This is a genomic window from Blautia sp. LMAG:36 (assembly GCF_008680535.1).
GTDB lineage: Bacteria > Bacillota > Clostridia > Lachnospirales > Lachnospiraceae > Blautia_A > Blautia_A fusiformis.
Genome location: NZ_NALB01000003.1, coordinates 12,611 through 28,882 on the forward strand (window position 1 = coordinate 12,611; position 16,272 = coordinate 28,882).

The 16,272-nt window shown below is 44.2% G+C and carries 11 protein-coding genes and 1 pseudogene; 10 read left to right on the plus strand and 2 right to left on the minus strand.

Annotation, left to right across the window (positions count from 1 at the left end; all coding sequences use genetic code 11):
- Nucleotides 1-62: 62 nt before the first annotated feature.
- Nucleotides 63-683 carry a uridine kinase gene (gene udk, locus CCC17_RS00310; protein ID WP_021976352.1) on the plus strand — a complete coding sequence of 207 codons (621 nt, stop codon included), beginning with the start codon at nucleotides 63-65 and terminating at the stop codon, nucleotides 681-683.
- 112 nt (nucleotides 684-795) lie between these two features.
- On the opposite strand, the gene CCC17_RS00315 is transcribed toward udk, so the two are convergent.
- A complete protein-coding gene (locus tag CCC17_RS00315) occupies nucleotides 796-1,929 on the minus strand; it encodes an ROK family transcriptional regulator (RefSeq protein WP_287082290.1) in 1,134 nt (377 codons plus the stop codon).
- A gap of 325 nt (nucleotides 1,930-2,254) precedes the next feature.
- Here CCC17_RS00315 and CCC17_RS00320 point away from each other — a divergent pair, with 325 nt between their 5' ends.
- The 9 genes and pseudogenes from CCC17_RS00320 (at nucleotide 2,255) to CCC17_RS00355 (ending at nucleotide 15,326) form a co-directional block, all read left to right on the plus strand.
- On the plus strand, nucleotides 2,255-3,871 hold the full coding sequence (locus CCC17_RS00320) for a mannitol dehydrogenase family protein (protein WP_287082292.1): 1,617 nt from the start codon (nucleotides 2,255-2,257) through the stop codon (nucleotides 3,869-3,871).
- Between the two features lie 70 nt (nucleotides 3,872-3,941).
- Complete coding sequence (locus CCC17_RS00325; protein ID WP_287082293.1) at nucleotides 3,942-5,300, plus strand: GntP family permease; 1,359 nt, start codon at nucleotides 3,942-3,944, stop codon at nucleotides 5,298-5,300.
- Between the two features lie 41 nt (nucleotides 5,301-5,341).
- A pseudogene (locus CCC17_RS15150) lies at nucleotides 5,342-5,500 on the plus strand (HPr family phosphocarrier protein); the annotation flags it as partial.
- Between the two features lie 78 nt (nucleotides 5,501-5,578).
- Nucleotides 5,579-6,547 carry a carbohydrate kinase family protein gene (locus CCC17_RS00330; RefSeq protein WP_287082551.1) on the plus strand — a complete coding sequence of 323 codons (969 nt, stop codon included), beginning with the start codon at nucleotides 5,579-5,581 and terminating at the stop codon, nucleotides 6,545-6,547.
- Between the two features lie 81 nt (nucleotides 6,548-6,628).
- On the plus strand, nucleotides 6,629-7,021 hold the full coding sequence (locus CCC17_RS00335) for a VOC family protein (protein ID WP_118623640.1): 393 nt from the start codon (nucleotides 6,629-6,631) through the stop codon (nucleotides 7,019-7,021).
- A gap of 381 nt (nucleotides 7,022-7,402) precedes the next feature.
- The gene (locus tag CCC17_RS00340; protein ID WP_287082294.1) at nucleotides 7,403-8,413 is read left to right on the plus strand and encodes a leucine-rich repeat domain-containing protein; all 1,011 of its coding nucleotides are present in this window, start codon (nucleotides 7,403-7,405) and stop codon (nucleotides 8,411-8,413) included.
- A 246-nt stretch (nucleotides 8,414-8,659) separates the two neighbouring features.
- Nucleotides 8,660-9,970, plus strand: coding sequence for a vWA domain-containing protein (locus CCC17_RS00345; protein WP_287082553.1), 1,311 nt, complete (start codon nucleotides 8,660-8,662; stop codon nucleotides 9,968-9,970).
- A gap of 145 nt (nucleotides 9,971-10,115) precedes the next feature.
- Entirely contained in the window at nucleotides 10,116-12,530 is a 2,415-nt protein-coding gene (locus CCC17_RS00350) for a GH36-type glycosyl hydrolase domain-containing protein (protein ID WP_287082296.1), read from the plus strand.
- 96 nt (nucleotides 12,531-12,626) lie between these two features.
- Nucleotides 12,627-15,326 carry a GH36-type glycosyl hydrolase domain-containing protein gene (locus CCC17_RS00355; RefSeq protein WP_287082297.1) on the plus strand — a complete coding sequence of 900 codons (2,700 nt, stop codon included), beginning with the start codon at nucleotides 12,627-12,629 and terminating at the stop codon, nucleotides 15,324-15,326.
- 137 nt (nucleotides 15,327-15,463) lie between these two features.
- On the opposite strand, the gene CCC17_RS00360 is transcribed toward CCC17_RS00355, so the two are convergent.
- Entirely contained in the window at nucleotides 15,464-16,204 is a 741-nt protein-coding gene (locus CCC17_RS00360) for an AraC family transcriptional regulator (RefSeq protein WP_287082298.1), read from the minus strand.
- Nucleotides 16,205-16,272: the final 68 nt, after the last annotated feature.

Here is a 16,272-nt window from a genome sequence, read left to right on the forward strand (position 1 = left end):
ACTCTTCGGGAAGCCTGCGGGATCCACAGCGGAAGAATTCTAGATTAAGAGGTAAAGAGACGATGGAAAGTATTATTATCGGGATCGCCGGAGGATCTGGTTCCGGCAAATCTACATTTACAAACAGACTGAAGAAGCATTTCGGAGACGATGTGGTGGTGATCTATCATGATAATTACTACCGCAGACAGGACGGAATTCCTTTTGAAGAACGTGTGAAGGTGAATTACGATCACCCGGATTCACTGGAAACCGATCTTCTGGTCGAGCATCTCAAAGAACTCAAGGAGGGCAAAACCATCCAATGTCCGGTATACGATTACAGTCAGCACAACCGATCCGACAAAGTGCTGAAGATCGAACCAAGACCGGTCATTCTGGTAGAGGGAATCCTGCTTCTTGCAGATCCCCGTATCCGAGATCTTCTGGATATCAAGGTTTATGTGGAAGCAGATGCAGATGAGAGGATCTTAAGACGGATCTCCAGAGATGTGGAGGAACGTGGACGGGATTTAAACGGAATCATCGATCAGTATCTTACCACAGTAAAACCGATGCATTATCTGTATGTGGAGCCTACACGGGCGAAAGCAGATATTGTGATCAACAGCGGTAAGAATAATGTGGCCTTTGATCTGTTTGTGTCAAAGATCGGGCAGCTGCTGAAAGAACTGAAAAAATAATAAGTAAAATAAAAAAAAGCATGTCATACCTTAGGACAGAGCGGATCAAGTTATATCCGTCTGGCTGTGTATGACATGCTTTTTTGAGCGGTTCAGGTGAAGCTGCCTGTATTCACACGCTCTGTATAAATTTTTCTACATAATATAAAGCTGCACCAATGGCAGGTGTATACTGTCCGTGGGTACCGACCAGAATCTGATCTTTATCCAGGGTAAAGGGTGCGCCTGTGTTGATGTGTTCCAGCAGATAAGTGATGTCTTCTTCCGTAAAATAAGGTGCCAGATATCCGCTGATGATGATCGGCGCATCGATGATCAGGTTCAGGTTTTTCATGGCAAATGCCAGATGGTTCAGGTAATCTTCCCAGTGCTCAGCAAGCCGGGGAGATTTTTTTTCGCGGAGCAGCGGGAAAAATTCCTTCACAGGCATCCCCGCAGACTGTTCCAGAGCATTGGCAGAGCAGTAGGTCTCCAGACAGCCACGGTTTCCACAGTAACATAAAGGACCGTCCGGGTTCACGCACATATGCTCAAGTGTTCCGCTGTGCATGGAGCTTCCCTGATGGATCTGATGGTTGGTGATAATGGCACCGCCCAGGTTTCGGTTCAGAAGGAACACGACAGCACTGTCAAGCTCCGGGTGATTCCACAGCTCCAGAAAAGCGGCGGATTTGGAATCGTGTTCCAGATGGCAGGGGTAAGGAAGATGCCGGGAAAAATCCTCCAGCTTCATGCCGGTATTGTTCATGATGTTTCCATAGATCACAGTGGAATTATCCGGAGAAGTGATCCCCTGTGTGGCGATGGAAACGCCCAGAATCTTTTCTTCCGGATAGTGATTCTCTGCGATGAATTCCCGTATTTTATTGGTCAGCTGTCTGTAATACTCTTCTGTGTTGGAATAGGGAAGAGTAATGGTTTCTGTATAAAAAGCATTTCCATATAAGTCGATGGCTGTGATATGGAACATGTTTTTCAGGATCCCGATGCCAATGGAAATTCGAAAATCCGAGGCAATCTGGATGGCCTGTGCCTTCCTTCCGCCCGTGGAATCAAAATATCCGTTTCTGTCAATAAGCCCTTCTTTTTCCAGCAGGTTCAGGTTCTGGCTTACTGTGGAAAGCCCCATCTGAAGGTCCTGGACGATCTGCATTTTGGAAGTCTGGTGTGTTTGGTATATATATTGGTAAACCTTGGAGCGGTTTATTTTCTTTAAATTGATGGTGGTTAATCCTTTTTCACTCATGAGATTCTCCTGATAAAAGTAATTATAGATATGTTTAAGTCTCAAATGTATTTTAGTATAAATTTGCAGGAAATGCAATGTCAGCGCATGAAGCAGAGCAGAACAAAAGTTTTTTCGAGGAATAATAAGTAACGGTATATGGATTGGCAAAGAATATATGTCTTGTGCATAAGTAAAAGTAAACAAAAATATAAGAGCAAAATTAGGTGTTTTGTCAATGGATTTTTTGAAAAAATAGTTCTATACTCTACTTACAGTTAAGACATAAGCATAAGTAAAAACTCAAATGATAACGAAATAGAAGAAAACAGGGAGGTTCAAGATTATGAAATTAACAAGAAATGGAATCAAGGAACGTGAAGCATGGAAGAAAGCAGGCATCGATCTTCCGGGATACGATGTAGAGGCTGTGACTGAGAAAGCGAAGAAGGAGCCTGGCTGGGTACATTTCGGAATCGGAAATATTTTTCGTGTATTTATCGGCGGCATCGCAGATGGTCTTCTGGAAGAGGGAGTTCTTGACAGAGGTATCACATGTGTAGAGACCTTTGATTATGACGTAGTGGATAAAATTTACGCGCCATATGACAACCTTGGCTTAAATGTCATCCTTCACGGTGATGGAACCCGTGAGTACAAAGTTCTCGGGGCACTTGCAGAAGCAGTGAAAGCACAGTCCTCTGATGCAGTACAGTGGAATCGCCTGAAGGAGATCTTCACAGCTAAGTCCCTGCAGCTGGTTTCCTTCACTATTACAGAGAAGGGCTATGCACTCCAGAAAGCAGACGGAACATGGTTCCCGTTTGTGGAAGCAGATATTAAAAACGGTCCGGATAAGGCAACCGGAGCTATGGCAGTTCTTGTGGCTATGCTGAATGAAAGATATAAAGCAGGGAAATATCCGATCGCCCTGGTATCCATGGACAACTGCTCACAGAACGGCGCCAAGCTTCGTGAGTCCGTGCTGACTATGACAGAGGAATGGCATAAAGCGGGCTTCGTAGATGATGGCTTCGTAGATTATGTAACGGACGAGAAGGTGGTTGCATTCCCGTGGACCATGATCGACAAGATCACACCTCGACCAAGCGAGCAGATCGCAGCAGACCTTGAGAAGCTTGGCGTTGAAGACATGCAGCCGGTGATCACAGGAAAGAAGACATACATAGCACCATTTGTTAATGCTGAGAAGCCACAGTATCTTGTTATCGAGGACAGCTTCCCTAACGGACGCCCTGCTCTGGAAAAAGGCTTCGGCGTATACATAGCGGACAGAAATACCGTCAATCTCTCCGAGAGAATGAAAGTAACCGTCTGCCTGAATCCGGTACATTCCGCAACCGGCCCTCTTGGTGTGGTACTTGGATATGATCTCTTTGCACATATGCTGAACACCAACGAAGATATGATGAAAATGGCCCGTATGGTTGCTTATGACGAGGGACTTCCGGTAGTTGCAGATCCTGGAATCCTTTCCCCACAGGCATTTGTGGATGAGCTTTTCAATGATCGTTTCCCGAATGAGTATCTTGGAGATACCAACCTTCGTCTGGCTGTAGATGTGTCCCAGATGGTAGGTATCCGTTTCGGTGAGACTGTAAAAGCATATGTGAAGAAATTTGGAGATGCTTCCAGGCTGACAGCAATCCCGCTTGGAATCGCAGGATGGCTGAGATACATGCTGGCTGTAGATGACGAAGGAAACAAATTTGAGCTTGCACCGGACCCGATGAATGAGGAAATCACAGAGCAGCTTGGCGATATCGTGATCGGAAAACCGGAAACCTTCAAGGATCAGCTGAAGCCGATCCTTTCCAATGAGAGATTGTTCTTCACAGACCTTTATAAAGATGGTGTCGGAGAGAAGATCGAGGATATGTTCCGTGAGATGATCGCAGGACCCGGAGCTGTAAAGGCAACTATTCATAAATATGTAAAATGAAACATCAGAGTTCAAAAGTCAGACAGCAATCCGTAAGTAGTGAATAAAGAGAAATGAGGTAAATGGAAAGATGACAGAACCGGTATTTGCGGCAGATCCGTTAAGACTGTTGATCGCGGCAGCAGCAGGGATTTTATTATTATTGTTACTTATCATAAAATTTAAGATTCACCCGGTTTTATCCCTGTTGATCGCTGCACTGGTTATCGGGCTTGGTGCCGGAATGCCGGTTCCAACGCTGGTAAGCACTGTGGAAAACGGCGCAGGAGAAACCTTACAGGGAATTATACTCCTGATCGGACTGGGCTCTCTGTTCGGCGGGATATTGGAAGTGTCCGGCGGCGCACAGTGCGTTGCCCAGACACTGATAAACAAATTTGGTGAAAAAAAGGCAGGAATCGCTCTTGGAATCACAGGGCTTGTGGTTGGAACCACCGTGTTTTTTGAGGCTGGCGTTGTGATTCTGATCCCTCTGGCATTCGGACTTGCGAAGAAAACAAAGAAATCGACTTTATATTATGTAATCCCGCTTCTTGCGGGCCTTGCCACCGGTTTTGCATTCATTCCGCCATCAGCAGGATCTGTTCTAGTGGCAAATATGCTGAATGTGGATCTCGGAGTAATGATCGCGGTAGGTGTGCCGGTAGGTATTTTATCTCTGATCTTTGCAGGAATTTTATGGTCCAAATTTATCGGCAAAAAGATCAATACAGGGTTGCCTTCCAATATCCAGGAGGTACGTGAGGAAGAAGAAGCCAGGCTGCCGAAGTTTTCTACAGTATTATGTATCATTCTTGTTCCGCTGGTATTGATCCTGTGCAATACAGTTTCTGAATATATTCCGGGACTTGATGTGGTCCGGCCGGTTCTGCAGTTTCTGGGAACACCTTTTGTGGCACTGATCATAGCAGTATTGCTTGCCATGTATTTTCTCGGAAAGAAGCAGGGCTATAATGGAGAGCAGCTTAAGAAAATCCTGGATCGTTCTCTGAAGCCTACCGGACAGATCCTTCTGGTCATCACTGGTGGAGGTATCATCCGCTGGGTTCTTCAGGACTGCGGTATGGGAAACATTATAGGACCTGCCCTGGAAAAAAGTGGACTTCCGCTTGTACTGGTCGCATTTCTTATTGCAGCTCTGATCCGCGCATCTGTTGGTGCGGCAGTTGTGGCTATGACAATGGCAGCAGGAATTATGGCTGCTATGCCCGGAGTTGCAGACCTGTCACCGGTTTATCTGGCAGCAATGGTCTGTGCCATCAACGGCGGTGCAACGGCATTCAGCCATGTAAATGATTCCGGATTCTGGCTGGTAGGTTCTCTTCTGGAGATTGATGAAAAAACAACCCTGAAATCCTGGACAATGATGGAAACTATCGTAGGAGTAACAGGCCTGGTTTGTGCTGTTGTGATCAGCCTGTTTGCATAGGAGAGTGGACAAAAATGATAGTAAAAGTAATTTTAGGCACAATGCAGAATGCAAGAAAGTTGGTAAGTATTGCAGAATCCATCCCATGTGATGTAGAATTATGTTACGGCCGTTATGTTGTAAATGCAAAGTCTATGCTTGGTGTCTTAAGTATGCCTGAGTTTGATGGGGGAGAGCTTCATATACATACAGATAATGAGAAAGAATGTGAAAAAATCCTTTTTCAGCTGCTTGATCAGAACCTTCTTGTGGACACAGGAGATGCTGTGAAAAGATCCATCTATGATATTACAACTTTTGGTGAGATCCTGATCGATTTTACTTCCCGGGATATTAATGAGGACGGACAGATGCTGTATGCCAGAAATCCGGGCGGTGCACCAGCCAATGTTGCAGTTGCAGCCAGCAGACTGGGAGCTCATACTGCATTTATCGGTAAAGCAGGAAAAGACATGCACGGAAAGTTCCTGAAATCTGTTCTTGAGAAAGAAAACGTGGATACCAAGGGTATGCTTCTGGACGAAAATTATTTTACTACCATGGCTTTTGTGGAAGTCAGGGAGACCGGAGAGAGGACTTTCTCTTTTGCAAGAAAACCGGGAGCGGATACGAAGATCCAGAAGGAAGAAGTGGACGTGGATGTGTTGGATCATACCCATATTTTTCATGTTGGATCATTGTCCCTGACGGATCAGCCTGCAAGAGATACCACGTTTTATGCGGTAAAAAGAGCGAAAAACAAGGGCAGCGTGATTTCTTACGATCCCAATTACCGTGCATCTCTGTGGCCGGATGAAAAAACTGCCAAAAAACATATGAGAAGTCTGGTACCCTATGTGGATCTCATGAAGATTTCAGATGAGGAAACCGAGCTTCTGACAGATCATAAGGATGTCCGGGAAGCAGCGAAGATACTGTATGAGCAGGGCGTGAAAGTCGTGGCAGTTACTCTTGGCGGTGAAGGAGCTTATATTTACAGCAAAGATGGAGGCTATATGGTGCCGGGATTTTCAGTGAAACAGATTGCGGATACGAACGGAGCCGGTGATTCCTTCTGGGGAGGATTCCTGTATAAGGTCAGCACATCGGAGAAACAGCCGGACGAGCTGACACAGGAGGATCTGAAGGAATTTGCACGTTTCGGTAATGCGGTGGCCAGTCTATGCGTGGAGAAAAAAGGTGCGATCCCGGCAATGCCGGAGCTTGCACAGGTGGAACGCAGAATTGCAGAGGAATCGTATTCATAAACCTGTAGCAGAGTTATATCTAAATTGCGAAGCGATTGTGTTTATGAGCATGTCAGATTTATGAAAGGATGGGGTTTTGAAATGAATTTAAAAGATCAGATGAACGGAATTCAGCACGTAGGTGTGCCGACCAATGACATTGAGACAACCATTAAATTTTATGAAGCACTGGGATTTGAGATCGCTTTTCAGACAGTGAACGAGGCTGCCAATGAGAAGGTTGCTTTCCTGAAGCTTGGAAATCTTGTGATCGAGACGTACGAGAACAAAGCTGCAAAAATGGAATCCGGTGCCATCGACCATGTTGCCATTGATGTGAAGGATGTGGAGAAAGTCCACGAGCTGGTAACAGCAGCCGGACTGAATACTACCAATGATGAAGTCCATTTCCTGCCGTTCTGGGAGAATGGTGTGAAGTTCTTTACTATCGAAGGACCGAATAAGGAGAAAGTGGAGTTCAGCCAGTACTTATAAGAAGTAAATAAAGTTGTGCTCATGGGTGTGAAACAGAGTATAATGCAGATGTTTATTTTGTGTTGCATACAGCCTGTCAGATATCAGATGAATTAAAGATCATCGTATGTCTGACGGGCTGTTTTATGTATCAGAAAGAATTTACGCACGGCAAAGATATCTGACGCAGGATTTCACATTCTGATGGGCTGGATTAAGATGCATTATTTTAGAGGAGTGCTATAGGGACATGGGAAAATTTCTTGCATGAAATGGATAATGAGACTACAATGAAATGCAGACGTGCTATAGAAGATCAGGATCAGCAGTAGATGAGATGATTCCTGAAGAATGAAAACGGGAAATGGATTTCGGATATCCGTTCACGTATAATGGAGAATTATGAAAATACATTACAGAATCAAAAATAATACAATAGAAATCATCCGTTGTTACGGTACCGATGACCGGATCGTGCTTCCGGAAGAGATCAATGGTCTTCCGGTAGTCAGTGCGGCGCCGTATGCGTTTTCCGTACACAAGGATGGAGAAGAAGAGGCGGAAGTCTGGGAGAATGAAGATACATTTTCGTTTGGAGAAGAGAGGCTTCTTGCCGGCGAAGAAGTGCAGGAGATCGTTTTCCCAGATACGCTGAAGGAAATCGGAAGATATATTTTTTATGGATGCAAAAAACTGGAGCGGCTGGAGTTTTCGGATACGCTGATGCAGGTGGGAACCGGGGCGTTTACGGGCTGCAGCGGGCTGAAGGAGCTTGTGATCCATCAGAAAAAGGGAATCAAATCCTGTGCGAAGGAGATTCTTGGGGAGTTATGGCAGAAGATCGATGTGGATTTTCTGTACGAAAATGGCGAGGCAAGTGGAAAACGTGCGCATATGGTTTTTCCGGAGCATTATGATGAGGCGGTGGAGAATACGCCTGCGAGAATTTTGTTTACGGAGTATCATGGCTCAGGGACCAATTACCGGCAATGCTTCTATAATAAAGAACTGGATTTCGCGGAGTATGACAGCCTGTTTGATATGGCAGTGGTGATGGATAAGCTGGAGGTCCTGGTGGATATGAGCTTCGGGCGGCTTCGTTATCCGTGGCAGCTGAGCGAAAAGGCGAAGAAGCAGTATGAGGATTATATCCGGGGAAATCTTAAGGATATCGGGGAATATCTGGTGGAGAGCGGAAACTTAAATGGTTTGGAACTGCTTTCCCGGGAAAAAATCTGGAACAGAGAGGGCCTGGAACACAGTATTGATGTGGCTTCCGGAAAGAAGGATATGGAGATTTCCGCGTTTTTGATGAATGAGCGCAGCCGGATGCTGGAGGAAGAACAGAAGGTGGCCGGGGAGACAGAAGATGATGGGCGGCCAGCGAGACGGAGGAAGAAATTTCAGCTGTAAGTTGGAAGAGCCTGATGACAAATTGAGGAGGTCTTGCGTAGAATGGCATGCGAACATTTCTTTATGCAGAAAAATTAAGTTTATAGAGTGTCTGAGAGAATATGAGAAAAATAAGCTACAAGTGAATTATGAGATTATGTGTAAACAATAATGGTAAATTAATGAAAAAAGAACTGCAACAGCAGATCAGAGGAGGTGGAAATCCTGAAAGGCATAGAAACAACTGAAAACAATAAAAATAACTTCCTGCCCGGTCAGGGATCCAATTCCCAGGAGGCAGCCCAGCGTCTCCAGGATATCGGTAGCAGCATCCTTCGGGCGGCAAGAGACGAGCTGTATCTTGGCATGCGTTTTCTGGACGTGGCGCTGAGCAGCTTTATTTATCGGATGGATGGCTCGGTCAGTCCATTTGGAACAGACGGGGCTGTGATGTACTTCCATCCGGCACAGCTTGGCGGGCTTTATAAAGAAAACAGGATTCTTGTGAATCGAGGATATCTCCATATGGTATTTCACTGCATTTTCCGGCACTTTGGGAAGCCGGGAATAGAGAAGCGTTTGTGGAATTTAAGCTGCGATATTGCAGTGGAGCATATGATCGACGGGATCTACCACCGCTCAGTCCGATATTCCAGAAGTCTTCTCCGGAGGGAAACCTACCGTCTTCTGGAAAAGGAAAAGAAGACGCTGAATGCAGAGAGAATCTACAAGATTCTGAAAGAAGAATTTCTGAAGGAAAAAGAACTGGCACAGCTTGAAAAAGAGTTCTACGTGGACGACCATAAATACTGGGCAAACCAGCAGCCCGACCGGAAATCCAATCCCCTGATGAGCAAAAAATGGGGAGATATCAGCGATGGGATCGAAACAGACCTTGGAACTTTTTCCAGAGAGTCAGGAGAGCAGGACGGAGATTTTCTGGACCAGCTGAAAATAGAGAACCGGGAACGATATGATTATCGGGAATTTCTGCGGAAGTTTGCAGTATTTCGGGAAGAACTGACTGTAGATCCGGACAGCTTTGATTATAATTTTTATACCTACGGTCTTTCCCTTTACGGGAATATGCCGCTGATCGAACCCCTGGAAACCAGAGAAGTGAAAAAAGTTTCGGAATTTGTCATCGTGATCGATACCTCCATGTCCTGTTCCGGGGAACTGGTGCGGAGATTTCTGGAGGAAACTTACGGAATTTTAAGTGACAGCGGAAATTTTTTCCGAAAGGTAAATATACACATTATCCAGTGTGACGAGAAGGTGCATTCAGATGTGAAGATCACCGGCAGAGAAGAACTGCAGGATTACATGGATAGTCTGGAACTTTACGGCGATGGGGGCACAGATTTTCGCCCGGCTTTTGCTTATGTGGAAGAGCTGATGGAAAAACGTGAGTTTGAAAATCTTAAAGGCCTGGTGTATTTTACAGACGGATACGGGCTTTTTCCGGCAAAGATGCCGCCATACCGGACAGCATTTGTATTTATGGAGCAGGAGCCTGAGGATGTGGATATCCCGGCCTGGGCCATGAAGCTGGTGATCACGGAGGAAGAATTGTAAACAATTATGTCCATATCTTATGTCATGAATCTGATATTTTAATCTTTTATTTTGTATATTGCTATCTGCATATCAGTTATAGTGTAGAAAATAGGTAACAACAGACAATGTTACGGAAAATATACAGAACAGGAGATTGTATGGCATGAGATATGGGTATTTTGATGAAGAAAAAAAGGAATATGTGATTACCAGGCCGGACACACCTGCTCCGTGGGTGAATTATTTGGGATCGCCGGAATACGGAGCAATCGTTTCCAATAATGCAGGGGGATACAGCTTTGCAAAATCCGGGGCGAACGGCAGAATCCTGAGATATATTTTTAATCAGTTTGATCAGCCGGGAAGATATATTTATCTCAGGGATAATGACACAAAAGATTATTGGTCAGCATCTTGGCAGCCGGTTGGCAAAGATCTCAGTGAGTATAAAAGTGAATGTCATCATGGCACAGCCTATACTAAAATGATGGCAGATTACAGCGAGATACATTCAGAGGTGAGATACTATGTACCGCTTGGGCAGTCCTACGAGGTATGGAATTTGAAAGTTACCAACTGCTCAGACAGAAAACGTGAGATCAGTGTGACTGGATATGCAGAGTTTACAAATAACAGCAATTATGAACAGGATCAGGTGAATCTGCAGTATTCCCAGTATATTACAAGAACAGTATTCTGTGGAGATCGTGTACGTCAGATGATCCATGCGAATCTGGACGGCCTTAAGGATGGGGAAGAGGTTGATAACAAGAACGTGTTCAACCGATTCTTCGGCCTGGCTGGAGAGAAGGTTTCTTCCTGGTGTGGTGACAGGGAAAAATTCCTTGGAAGATATCACGGATACAACAATCCGGCAGGGGTTGAAGCCGGTGTATTATGTAATGAGGGAAATTATAATGAAAACAGCTGTGGAGCTCTTTCAACTGTAATTACTCTGGAACCGGGAGAAAGTCGGGAAATGGCTTTTCTGGCAGGAATGAAGGAGGATAATGAAGCAGCGGAGATTATAGCACATTATGCAGACTGTGAAAAAACATGCGCGGTGGAGCTTGAAGAACTGATCAGTTACTGGCACGGACAGCTTGCACATTTTCAGATCAGAACACCAAGTCCGGAATTCGATACCATGATCAATACATGGAACGCATATAACTGTTTTATGACATTTATCTGGTCACGTGCAGCATCTTTTACTTATTGTGGACTTCGTAACGGATATGGATACCGTGATACTGTACAGGATATCCAGGGTGTGATCCATCTTGCACCCAAAATGGCACTGGATAAGATCCGTTTCATGCTGTCAGCACAGGTAGATAACGGCGGCGGTCTTCCACTTGTGAAATTCACACATAATCCGGGACATGAGGATACACCGGATGATGCGTCCTATGTACAGGAAACCGGTCATCCGGCATACCGCGCAGATGATGCACTCTGGCTGTTCCCTACTGTATACAAATATATTTCAGAGACTGGAAATTTTGCATTCATCGATGAAGTGATCCCGTTTGCAAACAAGGATGAAGGAACTGTATACGAGCATCTGAAAAGAGCTATTGACTTCTCCATGAACCATCTTGGCAGACATGGAATGCCGGCCGGACTTTATGCAGACTGGAATGATTGTCTGAGACTTGGAAAGGATGGGGAATCTACTTTCGTTGCATTACAGTTCTATTATGCAATGACTATCCTGAAAGAGTTTGCAAAGTACAAAAAAGATGAAAAATATATAAAATACCTGGAAGAAAAACAAGAGCAGCTTGGAAAATTGATCCAGGAACTCTGTTGGAATGAAGATCGTTTTATCCGTGGGTTTACGGAGCGGGGAGAGGTTATCGGAAAGAGAACTGACCCGGAGGCAAATATGTGGCTGAATCCACAGAGCTGGGCTGTGATCAGCGGCCTTGCAACAGAGCGGCAGGCAGATCTGGCCCTTCAAATGGTTTATGAAAGATTGAATACAGAATACGGTGCAATCCTTATGGATCCTCCATATCATGCAAATGCTTTCGACGGAGCACTTGCGGTTATCTACAATGCAGGAACAAAGGAAAATGCGGGAATCTTTTCACAGTCACAGGGATGGCTCATTCTGGCAGAAGCACTTTGCGGACATGGTGAGCGTGCATTTAATTATTTCCTGGAGAATGCTCCGGCAGCGCAGAATGACAGGGCTGAGATCAGACAGCTGGAGCCATACTGCTATGGACAGTTTACAGAAGGAAAAGCAAGCCCGAATTTCGGACGATCTCATGTGCATTGGCTGACAGGAACAGCATCTACTGTGATGGTAGGATGTGTAGAAGGAATTCTTGGCATGCGTCCGGATTTCTATGGCTTACGTATAGCACCATCGATTCCAAAAGAATGGGAGAAGTTTGAGATAAGCAAGGATTTCCGTGGATGTCATCTCCATATCACTGTGAAGAATCCGGGACATGTGGAAGCCGGATGTAAAAAACTCTATGTAAATGGAGAAGAACTTCCGGGTAATTATATTCCGCAGGAGAAACTTACCGGTGAGACAGAAATTGAATTCTATATGTCATGACATAATGGATATAAATTGCGAGGAGATCACATTTATGAATACAAAGTAAAATGGAATATAAATACCGTTTTATTTTGGCAGGAAGGAGATCACAGAATGAAATATATAAAATTTCAGGATAAAAATGGAAGCTTTTCCATAGAAAATCCGGAGAATTACAGCGGTTTATATATACCTCTGGCCGGAGAAAACGGATTGAAATCCGCGATCACCCCTTCTCTGGGAGGAGACAGCAAACTGGATCAGAATCATTTTCTGCTGGAACCGGTAAGCATTGAGAATCTTCATAATAATCGAAACACCAGAAATTTCTGGTGCAAGATAAAAGGAAAAGGTTACTGGTCAGCATGCGGAGTTTCGGCAGAACAGGAATTTCAGAAATATACTGATAAACAGGATAAAAGCAGCCTGGAAGCCGGATTTATGTGGCAGAAGCTGCACAGAACTTCTGAGAAATACGGACTTCAGTCAGAGATTTTGTCTTTTGTGACAGTGAAAGGTGATGCGGAGGTCCATCTTGTAAAGATTACCAATATTGAAGAGGAAGAACAGGAGATCACATCGGTTGCTGTAATACCTGTATATGGAAGAAGTGCAGACAATCTCAGAGATCACAGGCATGTGACTTCCCTTTTGCATAGGATAAGAACAACGGAGTACGGTGTTGAAGTAAAACCGGTGCTTTCTTTTGATGAAAGAGGTCATCAGAAGAATAATACTGCATATTTTGTATATGGATCTGAAGGCGAGGGAACGGAACCGGAAAGCTTTTATCCTGATGTGGAAATGTTTATCGGAGAAGGCGGTTCTTTCCTGATTCCGGAGGTGGTCAGAGAAGAGAAAAAAGGTGTTCCGGCAGGAACAGAAATTGAAGGAAAGGAAGCTGTCGGTGGTATTCGTTTTGCATCCAGGGTTCTGAGACCACATGAAACAGCTGTATATGTTGTGACAGCGGGAATATCTGAAAAAAATCAGCTGCCGGAGGAGACTGCACGGTTTTACAGAACTGAAAAACAGGTTGCAAGAGAATTTGAACATGTAAAAAAACACTGGACAGAAAAAGTGAATGTTTCTTTTGAGACAGGTGATGAGGACAGAGATAATTATCTGAAATGGATCTGTTTCCAGCCGATATTAAGAAGAATTTACGGTTGTTCATTCCTCCCGTATCATGATTATGGAAAAGGTGGAAGAGGCTGGCGTGATCTTTGGCAAGACTGTCTGGCACTTCTGATCATGGATCCTTCTGTTGTACGTCAGATGATCGTCGATAATTACGGTGGAGTACGCATCGATGGAACCAATGCCACGATCATCGGAAACAGACAGGGTGAATTTATCGCAGACCGCAACAACATTGCCCGCGTGTGGATGGATCATGCTTTCTGGCCATTTGTGACAACGCAGCTTTATATGGATCAGACCGGGGATATGAATGTCCTTTTTGAGAAGATTCCATATTTCAAGGATCTTCAGACAAAAAGAGGAACTGCGCATGATGAAAAATGGAGCAGTGCCTATGGAGAAAATCAGAAAACAGAATCCGGTGAGATTTATTACGGAACGGTTCTGGAACACATTTTGCTGGAAAATCTCTGTGCTTTTTATGATGTAGGAGAGCACAACGAGATGAAACTTCACGGGGCAGACTGGAACGATGCCATGGATATGGCATGGGAAAATGGTGAGAGTGTGGCATTTACCTGTGCATATGCTGGAAATATGAAGAACATCGCAGAATATCTGAGAAAACTTCAGGAAAAGGAAATGTTTGACAGGATTGAAGTTGCGGAAGAAATGGAAATCCTGTTTACCGGAGACCGTGAGCTTTATGAAAGCCCGGAGAAAAAGCAGCAGCTTCTGAGACAGTACACAGAAAAATGTGCACATGATATCAGCGGAAATACTATTGTGATCCGTCTGGACCAGCTTAGCCGGAATCTGGATGAAAAGGCAGATTGGATGATGGAAAACATCCGCAGAAGAGAATGGGTAAAAGACGGAGAAAACGGCTGGTTCAACGGATATTATGATGATCATAAACGTCCTGTGGAAAGGGCAGAAAACAGCCAGGTACGTATGATGCTTACCAGTCAGGTATTTGCGATCATGAGTAAAACCGCACAGAAAGATCAGATTGAGTCTATCTGTAAAAGTGCGGATAAATATCTTTTTGACCGTCAGGCAGGAGGATATCGCCTGAATACCAATTTCCATGAAGAAAAATTTGATTTGGGAAGAATGTTCGGGTTTGCTTATGGAGAAAAGGAAAACGGAGCGGTATTTTCCCATATGGCTGTTATGTATGGCAATGCACTGTATAAAAACGGCTATGCAAAAGAAGGACATAAGGTTCTGGAAACGCTTCTGGACGCTGCCATGGATTTTGAGAACAGCAGGATGTATCCTGGAATTCCGGAATATTTTGATAATCAGGGAAGAGGATTGTATGCATATCTTACCGGTGCTGCAAGCTGGTATATGCTGACTATGATCACAGAGGTATTTGGCGTCAGAGGAGATCTTGGAGATCTGGTGATCGCGCCGGCACTGATGCCGGAGCAGTATAATGAGAATGGACAGGCATCTCTTACTATGGAATTTGCCGGAAGAAAGCTGGAGATCTGTATCTGCAATCCGGAGAAAAAACTTCCTTCAGAATATAAAATAAAAACAGTATGGTGTGATGAAAAGGAAATGAAAAACGAACAGAGTACCTGTGTACGTATAGATCGGGAACTGCTCGAAAAGCTTTCTGTAAAAGAAACACACAGGATCAAAGTGGAACTGATGTAACAGAAATCGGTTATACATAATTGTTAAATTACAGAAACAGAAGTATCAATAGGAAAACGGCATCCCACAGTTGTAAAAAGCTGCGGGATGTCGTTTTTGATGCTGATAAAAAATATCAGCCATAATAATAAGGATGTTTACCACATGGATTTGTAATATTTGTCACGGTACTTCTTTGGGGTAAGGCCGGTGAAGTTTTCAAAGATCTGGATAAAATGACTCTGTGAAGAGAAATTCAGATAATTGGCAATATCAACGACTGTTTTATCAGAGTATCGGAGCAGGTGAGTGGCTTTTTCGATTTTTTTCTCGCGAATGTAATCACTTATGGATACTCCAAGATTCTGTTTGAATACTCTGGACAGATAACTGGGAGAGAGTCCGGTATGTTCTGACAGATCCTGAATGGTGATACGCTCCTTAATGTGACCGTAAATATAGTCCACGCATTGCATGACCGGTCTGGAAAGAATAGAGCTTTTTTTCTGGAGGATCATTTTTCCGGTAAAATCTCTGGCCATAATATGATGCAGATCTGCAATCTGGCGTACAGTGGTGCAGGAATCCATTTTCAGAATGTAAAAATCGCTGAGACGATATGCCTGTTCAGGCTCCAGTCCACCGTCAATACAGTAACGGGTGAGCATGGCAGTAGTGACAACGAAATGATACTTCAGGTTGGTCAGAGGATTTTTGGAGAGGATACCGGTTCCCTTCAGATGAAGAAAAGAGTCTTCCTCGCAGTTTTTGTTTACAGCTTCCATATCACCGGCTCTTACGGCATTGTAAAAAGAATATTCCACAGAGGGAGAGCGATGAAGAGCTTCCGGTTCTGTATCTTTTAGCTCATTAGTAATCCAGTCTTGGGAAATGGACATATTGATATCCTCCTTATATGTTGATGTTTAAGGAATGTGTTGGTTTTTTATATTATGACATGAATCTG

Bases quoted from the DNA above. Each gene is read 5' to 3' on its own strand.
- udk (WP_021976352.1), top strand. From the start codon at position 63: ATGGAAAGTATTATTATCGGGATCGCCGGAGGATCTGGTTCCGGCAAA.
- CCC17_RS00315 (WP_287082290.1), bottom strand. From the start codon at position 1,929: ATGAGTGAAAAAGGATTAACCACCATCAATTTAAAGAAAATAAACCGC.
- CCC17_RS00320 (WP_287082292.1), top strand. From the start codon at position 2,255: ATGAAATTAACAAGAAATGGAATCAAGGAACGTGAAGCATGGAAGAAA.
- CCC17_RS00325 (WP_287082293.1), top strand. From the start codon at position 3,942: ATGACAGAACCGGTATTTGCGGCAGATCCGTTAAGACTGTTGATCGCG.
- CCC17_RS00335 (WP_118623640.1), top strand. From the start codon at position 6,629: ATGAATTTAAAAGATCAGATGAACGGAATTCAGCACGTAGGTGTGCCG.
- CCC17_RS00340 (WP_287082294.1), top strand. From the start codon at position 7,403: ATGAAAATACATTACAGAATCAAAAATAATACAATAGAAATCATCCGT.
- CCC17_RS00350 (WP_287082296.1), top strand. From the start codon at position 10,116: ATGAGATATGGGTATTTTGATGAAGAAAAAAAGGAATATGTGATTACC.
- CCC17_RS00355 (WP_287082297.1), top strand. From the start codon at position 12,627: ATGAAATATATAAAATTTCAGGATAAAAATGGAAGCTTTTCCATAGAA.
- CCC17_RS00360 (WP_287082298.1), bottom strand. From the start codon at position 16,204: ATGTCCATTTCCCAAGACTGGATTACTAATGAGCTAAAAGATACAGAA.